The sequence below is a fragment of the Calothrix sp. PCC 7507 genome, assembly GCF_000316575.1.
GTDB lineage: Bacteria > Cyanobacteriota > Cyanobacteriia > Cyanobacteriales > Nostocaceae > Fortiea.
Window position 1 is genome coordinate 6,902,332 of the sequence record NC_019682.1, and the last position, 14,552, is coordinate 6,916,883.

Genomic DNA, 14,552 nt, shown 5'->3' on the forward strand with positions numbered 1-14,552 from the left:
CGTGTCTCGTAGACGCGGATCGGCTTCTCGGAGAGTAAAGAATATTCTTATTCCTTTCATAAATAAATAATGGTGCTTTAGACCCTAAATTCGGGGCTAATTTTTCTCTGTTCCCTCTTAAGAGTTCCCGCTCCGAAGGGTCTTGGTAACAAAAGAAGAGTAAGAGCGAAACCTTGAGGTTGTAACAAGCGTCAATGGCTTCAACTATTAATTATCCGTAATAAATCCAGAATATATATTTCGTCACTGGATAAAGTACTGGAGATAATTAAAATACAATCGGAAATCCAGAATTATAAATTTCTATGATCCCTTGCTCCGACTTGCCTAAATCACAGATACTTCGCTGTGCAATAGCCTTGGCGCTACCAGTTGCACTTTTGAGCGCGATCGCACTTCCTCCCCAAGTGCAAACCGCTACTGCACAAACAGCAGCAAGCAATCGCCCACTCACTATCCGCGCTGATGTGCAAGAATATGACGCCAAAAGCCAAATAGTCACGGCTCGCGGTAATGTCCAAATGCTGTATCCTGCTCGCCAGCTTCAGGCCACAGCAGCCCAAGCACAATACTTTACTAAAGACCGTCGGATTGACTTCAGTGGTAACGTCTATATTCTGCAACAGGGTGGTAACAGTATCCGGGCGGAGAAAGTGACTTATCTGATAGACGAAGGGCGATTTGTGGCTTTACCCCAATCTAATCGTCAGGTTGAGTCTATTTACATGGTGCAGGAAGCCGAAAGTGGTGGACAATCTGCTAAACCTGCTCCAGGGACACCACCTTTCAAGCGTTCTAATTAGCGTCCATCGCCAATCGAGGGCATCTCCAGCGTGAAAATTGTCTTAGAGAATATCCATAAATCTTACGGCAAGCGGCTGATTGTCAATCGAGTCAGCCTTTCCGTTGCTCAAGGGGAAGTAGTTGGTTTATTGGGGCCGAATGGCGCAGGTAAAACAACAACTTTTTACATCGCCACAGGTTTAGAAAAACCTAATCAGGGGAAAGTCTGGCTGGATGATCTGGACATTACGGGTATGCCAATGCACAGAAGAGCTAGGCTGGGTATTGGTTATTTGGCACAGGAACCAAGTGTTTTTCGTCAGCTTTCTGTCAGGGAAAATCTACTCCTAGTGTTAGAGCAAACCAATGTGCCACACTGGGAGTGGCCGGTGCGAATACAAACTTTACTGCGGGAGTTTCGTTTGGAAAAAGTAGCTAACAGCAAAGGAATTCAACTTTCTGGAGGTGAACGACGGCGGACAGAACTAGCTAGAGCTTTAGCCGCTGGACGAGAGGGGCCAAAGTTTTTACTTTTGGATGAACCCTTTGCTGGGGTTGATCCCATCGCAGTTTCCGAAATTCAGCAAATTGTTGGGCGATTACGCGATCGCGGCATGGGTATCTTAATTACAGATCATAATGTCCGCGAAACGCTGGCTATTACTGACCGTGCCTATATCATGCGTGAAGGGCAAATTCTGGCTTTTGGCAATGCTGACGAACTTTACAATAACCCACTGGTGCGGCAATACTACTTAGGTGATAACTTCCAAGTTTAATTCCCAAGTTTTTCCATATTTATTCTTAGTTATTTATCGATAATTTTGAGATTATCGCTCATCTACGGGGAACTTAATTTTGCTTTTCAATATAGTAGAAATACTTTGATTTGTTTGGGTTACTAAATATTTAAACTTTAAACTTACCTATGGTATCAAAGAAGCTGACATCTTTCTACACCCTCAATTCGCTGCTGCCGTTTACGATTATGGATCGTTACCTAATCAGCGAATTGTTGCCACCATTTCTATTTGGTGTGGGAGCTTTTTCATCACTTGGTGTCACAATTGATGCTGTTTTTGACCTGGTAAGGAAAATAGTAGAATCCGGGCTACCTATAGACATCGCTGTTCAGGTTTTTTTGTTAAAGCTGCCAACTTTTATTGTTTTAGCTTTTCCCATGTCTACGCTGCTAGCTACCTTGATGACCTACAGTCGTCTTTCTAGCGAAAGTGAACTAATTGCCTTGCGTGGGTGTGGGGTGAGTGTCTATCGGATGGTTTTAACTGCTGTGATGTTGAGTTTGTTAGTCACAGCGATGACATTCATCTTTAACGAGCAAATAGCACCAGCAGCAAGTTACCAAGCAACTCAGACCCTAGAAAATGCGCTAAAATCTGACCAGCCAACTTTTAAGCAGCAGAATATTTTTTATCCTGAATACCGGGAAGTACCGCAACCGAATGGGACTAAAAACAGAATACTGGCACGCTTATTTTACGCTGACCAATTTGACGGTAAGCGGATGAAAGGCTTGACAATCATAGATCGTTCCCAAGAAGGTTTGAATCAAATTGTGGTTTCTGAATCAGCCCAGTGGAACGGTGGGCAAAACGTTTGGGATTTTTATAATGGGACTATTTATTTAGTAGCGGCCGATCGCTCTTATCGCAATATTTTACGCTTTGAACACCAACAATTGCGATTGCCGCGCACCCCATTAAGTTTGGCAGAAAAAAGCCGGGACTACGGCGAGATGAATATTTTTGAAGCATTAGACCAACTAGAAATCGAACGTCTCAGTGGCGATCGCCAAAAAATTCGTAAACTCGAAGTCCGGATTCAACAAAAAATCTCATTGCCATTTGTCTGTGTAGTTTTTGGCTTGGTGGGTGCAGCTATGGGCAGCATACCCCAGCGCACCGGACGAGGAACAAGTTTCGGTGTCAGTGTCATCGTCATTTTTTCCTACTACCTAATTTTCTTTATCAGTGGCGCAATGGGACAAGCAGGTGTTCTCTCCCCCTTTATGGGAGCTTGGTTACCCAACTTTTTGTTCTTGGGAATCGGTCTATTTTTATTAATGCGGGTTGCTCAAAGGTAAGAGGAAAGGGGGCAGGAGGCAGGGGGCAGGGGGAGAATAATTCTTGACCTATTGCCCAATCCCTAATCCCTGCTCACTGAGCGTAGCCGAAGTGCAATCCCCAATCCCTCACTTGCCATCAAGAATTATACTTACGACATTCAGGTGCATCTGGATTGTCTCGACAATATTCCTCAAAGGAGAGTTTAGCTGATACCATACTTTCAGCTTTTTGGTGAGCAGCTTCTGCTTGGAGTTCTTCCACCTCATCCCAAGCAACAGCACAAGCTTTGGAATAAGCACCCTGTTCAGTACAAATCGCCCTAGCTCCCTCAATCGCTTTTTGCACTCTCTCCTCCAGCAGCAATACTTTGGGGGTATCCACAAAGTCGCTTTTCGTCAGAATATCAGTAATCGAGATGATGCCTAACAGCCTACCTTGAATCACAGGCGCTCTACGGATACCAGTATTAGCGAACAACCGCGCCACGTATTCTACAGTCAATTCAGGATTGACGATAATGCAGGGCTTACTCATAATTTCGTAAACCCGCACTTGCTTTGGGTCTTTGCCATAGGCTATTACCTTATAGACAATATCTGTCTCCGTGACGATGCCATAGGCGTCATTGTCATGACGACGATCCACGACTAGCGCACGTAATCCTTTTTTCTTGATCAGTTCCACCGCTTCGGCGACAGTCGCCGAACCGCGAATGGTAACTACGTCCTTGGTCATGATATCTTCAGCTTTCATCATTGCTGTAGTCTCCTGGTAAATAGTCCTGTACGGTGCGACGGCGTGGAGTGCAGCGCCTTCATGGGTGTATCGAAGTTATTGCAGCGCACAGTTTAGTAACTAAAAAAGTGGAAAATTTGAACTACAAAAGTTGCACTTTTGTCCAGCCACAACAATAAAGTTAGAACAGCTTTCAACTTCCGATGATATCCAAAGTGACCAATGTCCCAAAACTGGGGTTCTAATTGACTAAAAAAGTTTCGCTTGCATCAGCAGCAGTCCTGATTCCGCATCTCACTATCCCAGAGTGTCTGCTGTTGATACAAATTGATGCGATCGCCTCAAGTCCCATGTTTTACTGCGTGGTGCAAAATTTTTGCATAAATAAATGTTCTGGACTAATGACTAATAAACACTGAGAAGTTAGCATGAAATCATTGAAGTCTTGTCGTGAGAGCTAGAGCGCTGACTACGATAACATGATTTTTTTATCAGTTAACATACTTTGCTTGATTTTCGCTTACTTAATTACTAGTAAATATAAAATACACAAACCATGTCAAATCGCAATTATCCTCCTGCCTACTTACGCTATCTCAAAGCCAGGTTATGGAATTTAGGACGACCTGGTTTTTGGATAACAGCAATTCTTTTATCTGTCGTTGGACTGGGAATTCGAGAATACTGGTTAAACCCAGATTTTTTCACTCAAAAGCAAAATGACAACGAAGTCGCTAGACAGCAGCCAACTGACTCCTCCCTTTCTGATGAAGACCAAGCCATTGCTGCAGATATTGATAACTTGCCTGTCCTATTGAATGACTCTGAGCAAGCAAATTTGGCCACAATAGCAAATACACCAAAGGAAAACGCACGCCCGAAAAAGAATAAAAGTTTATTTCCAAATTTACTTAAACAACCATCTTCTGGTAATAATGCACAATCAAATCTTGCTTTGGGGATGCTGAATGGGGTATCTGCACCAAAGGAGCAAAATCCCTTTGTTTTGCAAGCAGACAATTTATTGCAAATTGGCAATAGTTATGGTAACAGTCAGTCTTTAGGTGTGAAATCTTCAACGGCATCTGCAGAACAAACTGGGACAGTAAATCCCTCTTCTAGTCCAGGAATAGGATTACCTACTCCAACGGACAATAGTCAAAATGCTGTTGTTATTAGTCCCTTGCAAGCTGCAATTAATCAATCGACAAATCAGAATATCTCTGGAGTGAATAGTGCGATTGATAGTCAAGCAAAAATTATGGGGAATGCCTCTTACGGAGCGACAACGCTGATACCACCTACAAACACCTTACCCAATCCAACCTTACCGACTAACAATGGGTTTAATGCTACGAATGGCTATAATCAGCCAACTGTAACGAGCTTACCGCAAAATTCTTACACTAACTTCAATAACAATCAGACATTGCCTAACTTAGCAGCAGTAACACAGCCCATTACCTCTGCTGCACCGAATAATATTGCCCCTTACTCTCTACAAAATCCGAATCAAAATGCTGCTACTCCAACATACCCAGCAGCATCTGGAAATTATGACAATTCGGCTTTGCAACAGTCTACTCAAATACCCCAGTCTAATGTCTCACGACCGCGCCCAACAGCGGGTTCATATGGTGGGATTGAGATTAATGGTTACAAGTATCCTTAATATGTAGGCAATAGGCAATAGATAAGAAAGTATGGAGATTATGTGAGGTCAGTTTTTTGGAGAAGAGTAAAAGCGATCGCTCACTTCACTGAGTTAGAGTTTTCTCAATGCGACGGTCAGGGATGAGCCACATGACCGCAACTAAAACGTAAAATGTAGAGGCAAACCACGAGTTCACAAAAGCAAGTGGAATTGCTACAGCATAGATGACAACTGATATCTTGCCTTTGAAGTCTTTACCAAGTGCGATCGCTAGAGGGGAATCTTTACCGTGGTGAGAGATGAGAGCTTGGCTAAGAATAAAGTAGGCGATCGCTGCCAACAATAGTACCGTACCATAGAGGGCAACTGGCAAAGCAGCGAGGTGATTTTCACCCATCCAACCAGTGACGAAGGGAATTAGCGACAACCAGAACAGCAGATGCAGGTTAGCCCAAAGGATGCGTCCATTAATGTGGCGCGCTGCTTGTAATAGGTGATGGTGGTTGTTCCAATAGATGCCAAGATAAATAAAACTCAGCACATAGCTAAGAAATATTGGGAGCAACGGACGGAGCGCCGTAAAATCAGCCCCATGCGGCACTTTGATTTCCAACACCATGATGGTGATGATGATGGCGAGTACACCATCGCTGAATGCTTCTAATCTTCCTTTCCCCATCTGTGTATGCACTCCTTTTCTGGTGACTTCAGAGTAAGTTGTGACACTTTCTACTTTATCTTGTCGTGTAACCGCAGTTGGTAAAGATTAGATTTGCCTTGTCATCTCTGTGGGCGATCGCTTTTTGTGAGAGAAAAAGCGTAGGCGTAGCTTGCCGTAGTCATCTCTGTGTATGAATTGCCAATAGACATTATAATTAGGTAAGGAGCTAATGTAAGGAAATTTAGTAATGACGAGTGCAACTATCACCACTAAAGGACAAGTAACTATTCCTAAAGAAATTCGGGATTACCTTAATCTTGATACAGGTAGTAAGGTCGATTTTGTGATTGATGAAAATGGGATAGTTAAACTTATTCCCTTAAATGTACCTGTTCAAAGCTTATCAGGGATTTTACATCGTCCAGGTATGACTACTGCAACTTTAGAAGATATGGAAGCAGCAATTAGAGAAGGGTCAAGTGATTGCAGTTGATACCAATATTTTAGTGCGCTACCTGACTAAAGATGATGAGCAGCAGTGGGAGCAGGCTGTTCAGATTATCGCAGCGGGAGAGCAATGTTTTGTTGCTAATATAGTTCTTTGTGAATTAGTTTGGGTTTTGCGTGGTAAACCATATCAGTTTAGGAAAGAAGAAATTAGCAATACTCTAGAAATGATGCTGCAATGTGCAATTTTTGAATTAGAAAATCGCTCTGTAGTTTATCAAGCATTGCAGCGGTTTAAGCAGGGAAGTGCAGATTTATCGGACTATTTGATTGGTGGTATTGCTCAACAGTTTGGTTGTAGTGCAACAGCGACATTTGATAGAAAGTTGAGAGGCGAAAAAGGATTTGATGTTTGGAAGTGATAATCCACTTTTAAACTGGCAAACCAAGTAAGTGCAGGAGGATGACCGCGTTGAATATCAATCATGAATTGTGTCAATGTCTACATCACATAACAATGTTGCTGTTGAGAGTGGTAAACCCTGATCAAGCAACAGTTTCATAGTGATTGGGTAGCTGAATGATGCGATCATCTAAATCAGCAACTCGCATATTGATTGGTAAAGTTCGTCCCAAATCCTCATAAGCCTCGACTACAGCAGTCAAAGCATCTTGAACATTTGTTAAAGCTTCCTCAACTGTATCCCCTTCTGTAACCAGTTCTGGTAGCAAAGGTGATGTAACGGTATATCCACCTTCAGGTTGGGGTGTCAGCAGTAATGGAACTTTATAGAGCATCGCGCACTTGTCCTGTAATTTCGACTAACGCTTCACCTGTTTGCAAAAGCTCTAATGCTTCTAGCAAAGTTGCACTTAAAATCTCTTGTAACCGAGCAGTTGACGTGTTTCCGCACGTCAACCAGATAATTTGTGGTGGTATTCCTAAACGATCAATCAAGTCAACAAAGTCGCTATCTTTGGTTATAAAAATAACCCCTTGAGCCTTTGCTGCCTCGAAAATTTCCAGGTCTTCAGCATCTCTCAGGCCAACATCGCGTAAAGCTAATGCTGTGATGCCAAAAGTGTTGCTGATCCAAGTTGCGATCGCAGGTGATAAATGTGCATCTATCCAGATTGTCATGCCACTAAAACTGGATGATTAAGCTTACGGGAAGCATATATTAGTGCTGCTTTGAGATCATCCGCTTCTAGGTCGGGCATTTCTGTTAAAATTTGTTCAGCACTCAGTCCCGCAGCAAACAAATCCAGTACATCTGATACTCGAATTCTCATTCCCCGAATACATGGACGACCACCGCATTGTTTGGGATTAACTGTAATTCTGCTCAGTAAATTTGACATACAATTTTGTTTTATAGTTAATCTTAATTTACTACTCAAACAACGACAGCTTCCGGAAGCGCTCCTTGCATTTTACCGAAGGCATCTATTAAACTCTGTAACTGTTTATCTGCCTTCATCACCGCTAAACCCCGCACTGTCACTTTCCCTGGCGAATAAACAAAACGTGACCGCAGATTTTCTGGTAAATTCGCTGCTAACAAATTCCAGGCGGGTTCTTCCATCGGCGTTTCTAAGATGATGTGCTGTTTGTTTTCGGGTTTAATGCGGCTAAATCCTAACTTTTTCGCTAGTTGTTTGAGTTCCATGACACGCAATAATTGACTAGCAGGGACAGGAATAGCACCATAGCGATCGCTCCAATCAACACCAATCTGCGTTAATTCTTCTTTAGACTTAGCCGCAGCTACTGCACGGTAAGCACTCATCTTTTGATCCAAATCGAGAATATAATCTGCAGGGATAAAGGCTGTGAGGTTGAGGTCAATTTGAGTATCGCTGACTTGGGGAATTTCCTGTCCTCTAATTTCTCGAATCGACTCTTCTAACATTTCCATATACAAATCAAAGCCGATCGCTTCCATTTGACCAGATTGTTCGGCACCCAACAAGTTACCCACACCCCTGATTTCCATGTCGCGCATCGCTAACTGATATCCAGAACCCAATTGAGTGAATTCCTGAATTGCTCGTAATCTCTGCCGGGCAGCATCCGATAACGCCCGCTGTTGGGGGTAAAATAACCAAGCATGGGCTTGTATGCCTGCACGTCCTACACGACCGCGTAACTGATACAACTGTGATAAGCCAAAGCGGTGAGCATCTTCAATTAAGATGGTGTTGACACGCGGAATGTCTAAACCCGATTCAATAATCGTCGTGCAAACTAGGATATCTGCGTCACCATTGTTGAAGGTGAGCATGGTTGATTCTAATTGCCCTTCATCCATTTGACCATGAGCAACCGCGAATCTAGCTGAGGGGATGGTTTCTCGCAATTTCGTTGTTGTCTCTTCAATTCCCTCAACCCGTGGAACTACGTAAAAGACTTGCCCACCTCTGTCTAATTCTTGACGAATAGCAGTCCGGATACTTTCCGGGTTCATCTGTGCTAAATGGGTTTTAATCGGTCGCCGGGATGGGGGTGGTGTGGTAATCAAACTCATTTCCCGAATCCCCGACAAAGACATATACAAGGTGCGGGGGATGGGTGTGGCTGAGAGGGTAAGCACGTCTAGCTGAGTTTTCAGGCTTTTAATTTTCTCTTTTTGGTTTACCCCAAACCGCTGTTCTTCATCGACTACCAACAGTCCTAAATCGCGGAATGTGACACCTTTGCCTAAAAGTTGGTGTGTACCAACAACTACATCGAGTTCACCTGTGGCTAGGCGCTTTTGAATGTCGCGTCGTTCTTCAGCGGTGCGGAAGCGGTTGAGTAATCCCACATTCACTGGGTAAGGGGCAAAGCGTTCTTTGAGGGTGTGGTAATGTTGCTGGGTGAGGATGGTGGTAGGGGCGAGTAAGGCGACTTGTTTACCAGCGGTCACAGCTTTGAAAATGGCGCGAATTGCTACTTCTGTTTTGCCGAAACCGACATCACCACAAACTAAGCGATCCATTGGGCGATCGCTTTCCATGTCGCGTTTCACATCTTGGACGGCTTTGAGCTGGTCTGTTGTGGGTTGGTAGGGGAAAGAATCTTCCATTTCCTCTTGCCAAGGCATATCTTGGGGGTAGGTAAAGCCTTGTTGTTGCGATCGCGCTGCATATAATTTCAGCAAGTCGAAAGCCAGTTTTTTGATGGCTTTGCGGACTTTATTCTTGGTATTTTCCCAAGCTTTGCCCGTCATTTTGTGCAGTTCTGGCGCTTTATCCCCTGTGGCGCGGAATCGGGACAAGGAACCTACTTGATCGGCGGCGACTCTCAATAAGCCGTCAGCATACTGCACTACCAAATAATCACGGGTTTCGTCATTAATTGTCAGGCTTTCTAGCTTGACAAATTTACCAATCCCGTGGCTACGGTGAACTACATAATCACCTTGGCGTAATTTATTGGGGTCAACTTGCTTAGAAGTAGCTTGGCGGCGCTTGCGGATATAGCTGGGAGTAGCGAGGGAGTGCTGACCATAAAACTCGCGGTCAGTGACGACTACAATTCGATAGGTAGGTAAAATAAAGCCTTCTAATTCAGCCAACCCAGAATATTTCAGGGCGATGGGGATGTGATTGATTTGCAGCTTTTCAATCGCTAGGTAATCGCGGGGATTGGGGATAAACTGGGCAGGACAATCGTGTTCTTGGAGTAGAGATACAGAACGGGAAGGTTGAGCAGAAATTAGCCAAGTCGAGAAATTGCGATCGCGTTCTTGGCGCAATGTATCCGCAAGTTTAGCAAACTGGTGTGGTGTAATGGGCACTGGTCTACTAGCCAGATTAATCCCGCTGTTTTCTTCCGCCAGTTCCGATAAATATAATTTTTGGAATTGCGCCGCTGCTGCTAAAGACTCATCAAAAGACCGATGAATTTTCGGTAATTCACTGATACCTCGACTCCGCTCGGTACAAGTAACTGACCACTGTTCTTCAGCATTTTCTACCCAGCGATCGCTGTGAGCGTAACATTGTTCTGGTTCATCAATCGCAATTAAGGTGTTTTCACCCAAATAGTCGAGAACAGATGCTGGCTGCTCAAAAGCTAACCCCAGAAAGCGCCGGCTACCTTCTAAGAGTGCTGAGTCTGAATCTAATTCAGTAGTAAATGTTTGAAACTCAGCACTGTTTTTGAGTGCTTCTAGAATGATGGGAGTAAAGCTAGTAGGTGTGAGAATAATCTGGTTAATTTTGTCAAGAGCAGAACGCTGAGTTGCTGGATCAAATTCTCTGATTTGCTCAATTTCATCACCAAACCATTCCAGCCTCACAGGTAACTCAGACGCCACAGGAAAGATGTCAACAATATCACCACGCCGACTCCACTGTCCTTCTGTTTCTACAAGCGGAACTCTTTCATAGCCGAGAGTCGTGATTTTGGTACTGAAAGTATTCAGGTCAAATTCCAAACCCTTATTGAGAGTCAGGCAGAAGGGAACAAAAGCATCTGGTGGGGGCAAGTGTGGCTGTAGTGCCGCAGTAGTAGCCACAATCGCCATTTTTGACTCTTGACTCTTGACCAAATCCGCCAAAACCTGCATCTGTCCCCAGGTCATTTCTGTTTCCGGATCAAAGGGTTCATAGGGAGACGCTTCCGAGGTGGGATAAAAGTGTACATTCTTCCATCCCATCGCTTCTAACTGTGCATAAGCGCGTCCTGCTTCCTCTAGCGTGGCACACACCACAAACAAATTCCTGTCAGAATTTTGCGCCAATGCCGAAGCCACCAAGCCTTTAGGGAGACGGGGAACACCATTTAACCGCAATTCTTGTTGGCGGTTGAGCTTGGAGAGGAATTCGGTAGTGAGGGGCGATCGCGCCAAGGCACGCACAATAGAAGAAAATGCCATAAGTTCTATGCTGAGGAGGAAGTCGTTGCAGATGAGAAAATTGAGAGGCTGCTTTTTCGGTTATCTTCAACTATTTTAAAAGTGTTATAGCAATTCTCAGATGAATGAAATACACTTTCCTCCAAGGAGTCAGAAGCCAGAATATTTAACCCTTCTCCTACGGAGACGCTTCGCGAACGGCTTCGCTCAGGGTTAAAGCCGAGCGTAGTCGAGGCTTTAATCTTCCTGAATTCTGAATTCTGAATCACCCAATCAAGGAAGTATTGCACCCGACTGAGAACCACCACAACAGCACTCTTCTGATTTCTGTGGAAGAATAATGTTTAACTAGTTTATGTACAATGAAAGCGTTTATCAATGCACCATTAATACTAGATACTAAGGGTTGAGCTACGTTCGCTATAGCGCGGCAATTTTAAACATGTCCTCCATTACTTTTGAAATTTTAATCATTTTGGTGCTAATTATTGCCAACGGTGTGTTTTCTATGTCTGAGATGGCGATCGTCTCAGCACGGAAAGTAAGGCTGCAACAGATGGCTAATCAAGGAGATGTTAAGGCACGGGTAGCACTAAAACTGGCTGAGTCTCCGAATCAATTTTTTTCTACAACTCAGATCGGGATTACCCTAATTGGGATTCTGACAGGTGCTTTTGGCGGCGCTACTATTGCCGAAAAAGTCGCCGTTTATGTAAAATTAATCCCTTTTTTAGAATCTTATAGTCAACCAGTGTCCTTTGGGATAGTGGTTTTAATCATTACGTATTTATCGCTGATTGTGGGCGAACTCGTACCGAAGCGGCTGGCATTAAATAACCCAGAAGGGATTGCCGCCTTTGTGGCGATTCCGATGCAAGCCTTAGCGACTTTTACATCTCCAATAGTTTATCTATTAAGTGCTTCTACAGAAATGGTACTACGGATGTTAGGGATCACCGCTTCGACGGAGCCACAAGTCACTGAAGAAGAAATTAAAATCTTAATTGAGCAAGGTACGGAAGCTGGTACATTTGAAGAAGCTGAACAGGACATGGTAGAGCGGGTTTTCCGTTTAGGCGATCGCCCGGTTAGCTCTTTTATGACACCTCGTCCGGATATTGTCTGGCTCGATTTAGAAGATTCTCCGGAAGAAAACCGCGAGAAAATGGTTGATAGTGCCTATTCTCGTTATCCCATTTGTCAAGCAGGACTGGACAATGTATTGGGTGTGATTCCAGTCACTGATTTATTAGCCCGGAGTTTTCGCGGTGAACCGCTAGATTTGACTATAGGATTGCGACAACCCGTATTTGTTCCTGAAAGCACCCGTGGCTTGAAGGTTTTAGAGTTATTCAAGCAAACCATCACCCACATGGCGCTAGTAGTCGATGAATACGGCGTAATTCAAGGATTAGTCACCCTTAACGATATTATGAGCGAAATTGTTGGTGATGTTCCGTCTGCTGATGGACAGGAAGACCCACAAGCCGTACAACGGGAAGATGGTTCCTGGCTTTTAGACGGCATGTTGCCAGTGGAAGATTTCTTGGAACTTTTTGATAAGGAAGAGTGGGAAGCAGAAGAACGAGGCAGCTATCAAACCCTGGGTGGTTTCGTGATTACCCATTTGGGACGTATCCCCGCCGCAGCCGATCATTTTGAATGGCAGGGTATGCGGATTGAAGTCATGGATATGGATGGGAACCGTGTTGATAAGGTGTTAGCCGTACCCAAAGGAAGTCAAGCAAAAGATGTGAAAGATTAGAGACTGGGGGCATGGGGCATTGATAGTCATTGGTAATTATTTTCCATGCACTTTGCTCAATGTCACTACTCCTCCCAATCTTCAATTTGCAACCCATTTACTCGCCTGAATTCCCATGTATTATGTATAACCAAGATTAAGCTATTTGCCAATAGCAATGGGGTCATTCTGACAACTACCATAGGTCTGCTCAAAAAAAACCATGAGGCCAACCTAATTCTTCTGGTGTTTTTTGCAGCTTTGGTATTTCTATGGGTTGATAAATCACCACGATTTCAACTTCTTTATCCGTGATTCCTACCGGGATTTCTAAACATAGAATACCATCTTCACCAACATGCTTTGTTAATTTAATGCTGTGCATGAAATATACTAAGTTTCTGTTGTTCAACTCTGAGATAATCTTTTCACTTGTTCACCTCCCAACATTTGATGTGCTTTGGCTAACTTCTGGGGAATTTTATCTGCTTGGGGACTGAGAGAGAGACATTGTCGGAAGTCTAATTGATCTAACTGATCGGCTTTGTTGCCAGGGAACCAATGGCTGGCATTACCTAACAGGTTGTAGCGCATTTTGGCATAGTCTACTAAATCATAGGCGATCGCTAGATTCAACAGCCATAAAATTACCCTAATATTCACCTGATTAGGTGTTTCTTCCCAACTAGGTAAGTTAATTTCCCAGTTTTTTACCCAGTCTGCACCCAAAGTGGCGATCGCTTCTTTTTCTAATCTGTCCAAAATTGGTGGGAGAATTTCTGTAGCGTCGTCTAACAAGTCTAAAGTTTTCAAGTGTTCGTCAAAATCCTGTGGTTTTGCTGCGCCTAAACTCAGGGTATGCACTTGGGGATGACTAAGGCAAAACAAGTCATTAAACACCATCGGACTCAAAGGCGCACAAAGATTGATTAATTTTTGAGGTGGTTTATATAGCATTCCCCCTTTATCCGATGGGCTAATGATAAAAACACCCATATCATGACGTGTTGCAGCGTTGATTGCAGCCCAATTCCATTGATTAATATAGTACCAATGCAGGTTTACATAATCGAATTGATTAGTATTAATCGTCTGCACAATTATGTCTGTAGGACCATGAGTAGAAAAGCCAATAAATCTCACTTTTCCCTCTGCTTGTAACTGCCGCGCTACTTCCAGACAGCCGCCAGTACGAATGCTGTAGTCTAAAGTCTCGGCATTATTGATACCATGTATCCCTAATAAATCAACATAATCTAGTTGGAGATATTGCAAAGATTGCTCAAATGTCTGCCGGAATTCCTTCCCATCGGCAACAGGCCCGACTTTAGTTTGAACAATAATTTTTTCACGGGGAAACTTGGGTAATATTCTCCCCAATTGCATTTCCGAACTACCATAACCGCGGGCAGTTTCAATGTGATTAATACCTACATCAATCGCTCGTCGAATAGTCGTTTCGAGATTATCCTGGTTATCTGTAGTAATTTCTTCTGGGGGAACATCCTGCCATTTAAACTGATATCTCATGCCGCCGCAAGAAAACACCGGCATCTGCAATTCTGTGCGTCCAAATCGTCTGTATAGCATTAGGGGA

At 43.7% G+C, this 14,552-nt stretch carries 15 protein-coding genes; 7 read left to right on the forward strand and 8 right to left on the reverse strand.

All coding sequences use genetic code 11. From position 1 onward, the window contains the following. Positions 1-305 precede the first annotated feature (305 nt). The 3 genes from CAL7507_RS29595 to CAL7507_RS29605 all read left to right on the forward strand — a co-directional run bounded on the left by CAL7507_RS29595 (position 306) and on the right by CAL7507_RS29605 (position 2,887). Positions 306-803: an LptA/OstA family protein gene (locus CAL7507_RS29595; RefSeq protein ID WP_015132171.1), complete on the forward strand. Its 498-nt coding sequence runs from the start codon at positions 306-308 to the stop codon at positions 801-803. A 30-nt stretch (positions 804-833) separates the two neighbouring features. Beyond that, positions 834-1,562: an LPS export ABC transporter ATP-binding protein gene (gene lptB / locus CAL7507_RS29600; RefSeq protein ID WP_015132172.1), complete on the forward strand. Its 729-nt coding sequence runs from the start codon at positions 834-836 to the stop codon at positions 1,560-1,562. Positions 1,563-1,771: 209 nt separating this feature from the next. After that, entirely contained in the window at positions 1,772-2,887 is a 1,116-nt protein-coding gene (locus tag CAL7507_RS29605; protein WP_042341677.1) for an LptF/LptG family permease, read from the forward strand. A gap of 118 nt (positions 2,888-3,005) precedes the next feature. On the opposite strand, the gene CAL7507_RS29610 is transcribed toward CAL7507_RS29605, so the two are convergent. Then, positions 3,006-3,626, reverse strand: coding sequence for a CP12 domain-containing protein (locus CAL7507_RS29610; protein ID WP_015132174.1), 621 nt, complete (start codon positions 3,624-3,626; stop codon positions 3,006-3,008). 535 nt (positions 3,627-4,161) lie between these two features. Here CAL7507_RS29610 and CAL7507_RS29615 point away from each other — a divergent pair. Continuing rightward, the gene (locus CAL7507_RS29615) at positions 4,162-5,277 is read left to right on the forward strand and encodes a hypothetical protein (protein ID WP_015132175.1); all 1,116 of its coding nucleotides are present in this window, start codon (positions 4,162-4,164) and stop codon (positions 5,275-5,277) included. Between the two features lie 85 nt (positions 5,278-5,362). Here the strand turns inward: CAL7507_RS29615 and CAL7507_RS29620 are convergent, their stop codons facing one another. After that, on the reverse strand, positions 5,363-5,950 hold the full coding sequence (locus CAL7507_RS29620) for a TMEM175 family protein (protein WP_236556837.1): 588 nt from the start codon (positions 5,948-5,950) through the stop codon (positions 5,363-5,365). Positions 5,951-6,167: 217 nt separating this feature from the next. On the opposite strand from CAL7507_RS29620, the gene CAL7507_RS29625 reads away from it, so the two are divergent. Further along, entirely contained in the window at positions 6,168-6,413 is a 246-nt protein-coding gene (locus CAL7507_RS29625; protein ID WP_015132177.1) for an AbrB/MazE/SpoVT family DNA-binding domain-containing protein, read from the forward strand. Continuing rightward, complete coding sequence (locus CAL7507_RS29630) at positions 6,400-6,789, forward strand: PIN domain-containing protein (protein WP_015132178.1); 390 nt, start codon at positions 6,400-6,402, stop codon at positions 6,787-6,789. Before CAL7507_RS29625 ends, CAL7507_RS29630 begins: the two co-directional genes overlap by 14 nt. Before the next feature lie 124 nt (positions 6,790-6,913). On the opposite strand, the gene CAL7507_RS29635 is transcribed toward CAL7507_RS29630, so the two are convergent. Genes CAL7507_RS29635 through mfd form a run of 4 tightly spaced genes read right to left on the reverse strand, consistent with a single transcriptional unit; the run spans position 6,914 to position 11,232 of the window. Then, positions 6,914-7,165, reverse strand: a complete 252-nt coding sequence (locus CAL7507_RS29635) for a type II toxin-antitoxin system HicB family antitoxin (protein ID WP_015132179.1) — start codon at positions 7,163-7,165, stop codon at positions 6,914-6,916. Further along, positions 7,155-7,508 (reverse strand): DUF5615 family PIN-like protein, encoded by a 354-nt coding sequence (locus CAL7507_RS29640; protein ID WP_015132180.1) that lies wholly within the window; start codon positions 7,506-7,508, stop codon positions 7,155-7,157. Before CAL7507_RS29640 ends, CAL7507_RS29635 begins: the two co-directional genes overlap by 11 nt. Beyond that, positions 7,505-7,729: a DUF433 domain-containing protein gene (locus CAL7507_RS29645; RefSeq protein ID WP_015132181.1), complete on the reverse strand. Its 225-nt coding sequence runs from the start codon at positions 7,727-7,729 to the stop codon at positions 7,505-7,507. The genes CAL7507_RS29640 and CAL7507_RS29645 overlap by 4 nt, the downstream gene beginning before the upstream one ends. Positions 7,730-7,764: 35 nt before the next feature. Next, a complete protein-coding gene (mfd, locus tag CAL7507_RS29650; protein ID WP_015132182.1) occupies positions 7,765-11,232 on the reverse strand; it encodes a transcription-repair coupling factor in 3,468 nt (1,155 codons plus the stop codon). A 421-nt stretch (positions 11,233-11,653) separates the two neighbouring features. Here mfd and CAL7507_RS29655 point away from each other — a divergent pair, with 421 nt between their 5' ends. Continuing rightward, positions 11,654-12,976, forward strand: a complete 1,323-nt coding sequence (locus CAL7507_RS29655; protein WP_015132183.1) for a hemolysin family protein — start codon at positions 11,654-11,656, stop codon at positions 12,974-12,976. Between the two features lie 190 nt (positions 12,977-13,166). On the opposite strand, the gene CAL7507_RS29660 is transcribed toward CAL7507_RS29655, so the two are convergent. Further along, on the reverse strand, positions 13,167-13,340 hold the full coding sequence (locus CAL7507_RS29660; protein WP_236556839.1) for a hypothetical protein: 174 nt from the start codon (positions 13,338-13,340) through the stop codon (positions 13,167-13,169). 23 nt (positions 13,341-13,363) lie between these two features. Then, positions 13,364-14,545: an aldo/keto reductase gene (locus tag CAL7507_RS29665; protein ID WP_015132184.1), complete on the reverse strand. Its 1,182-nt coding sequence runs from the start codon at positions 14,543-14,545 to the stop codon at positions 13,364-13,366. Positions 14,546-14,552: the final 7 nt, after the last annotated feature.

Excerpts from the sequence above, each read along its gene's own strand:
- CAL7507_RS29595 (WP_015132171.1), top strand. The coding sequence starts at position 306 with ATGATCCCTTGCTCCGACTTGCCTAAATCACAGATACTTCGCTGTGCA.
- CAL7507_RS29605 (WP_042341677.1), top strand. The coding sequence starts at position 1,772 with ATGGATCGTTACCTAATCAGCGAATTGTTGCCACCATTTCTATTTGGT.
- CAL7507_RS29610 (WP_015132174.1), bottom strand. The coding sequence starts at position 3,626 with ATGATGAAAGCTGAAGATATCATGACCAAGGACGTAGTTACCATTCGC.
- CAL7507_RS29615 (WP_015132175.1), top strand. The coding sequence starts at position 4,162 with ATGTCAAATCGCAATTATCCTCCTGCCTACTTACGCTATCTCAAAGCC.
- CAL7507_RS29625 (WP_015132177.1), top strand. The coding sequence starts at position 6,168 with ATGACGAGTGCAACTATCACCACTAAAGGACAAGTAACTATTCCTAAA.
- CAL7507_RS29635 (WP_015132179.1), bottom strand. The coding sequence starts at position 7,165 with ATGCTCTATAAAGTTCCATTACTGCTGACACCCCAACCTGAAGGTGGA.
- CAL7507_RS29640 (WP_015132180.1), bottom strand. The coding sequence starts at position 7,508 with ATGACAATCTGGATAGATGCACATTTATCACCTGCGATCGCAACTTGG.
- CAL7507_RS29645 (WP_015132181.1), bottom strand. The coding sequence starts at position 7,729 with ATGTCAAATTTACTGAGCAGAATTACAGTTAATCCCAAACAATGCGGT.
- mfd (WP_015132182.1), bottom strand. The coding sequence starts at position 11,232 with ATGGCATTTTCTTCTATTGTGCGTGCCTTGGCGCGATCGCCCCTCACT.
- CAL7507_RS29655 (WP_015132183.1), top strand. The coding sequence starts at position 11,654 with ATGTCCTCCATTACTTTTGAAATTTTAATCATTTTGGTGCTAATTATT.
- CAL7507_RS29660 (WP_236556839.1), bottom strand. The coding sequence starts at position 13,340 with ATGCACAGCATTAAATTAACAAAGCATGTTGGTGAAGATGGTATTCTA.
- CAL7507_RS29665 (WP_015132184.1), bottom strand. The coding sequence starts at position 14,545 with ATGCTATACAGACGATTTGGACGCACAGAATTGCAGATGCCGGTGTTT.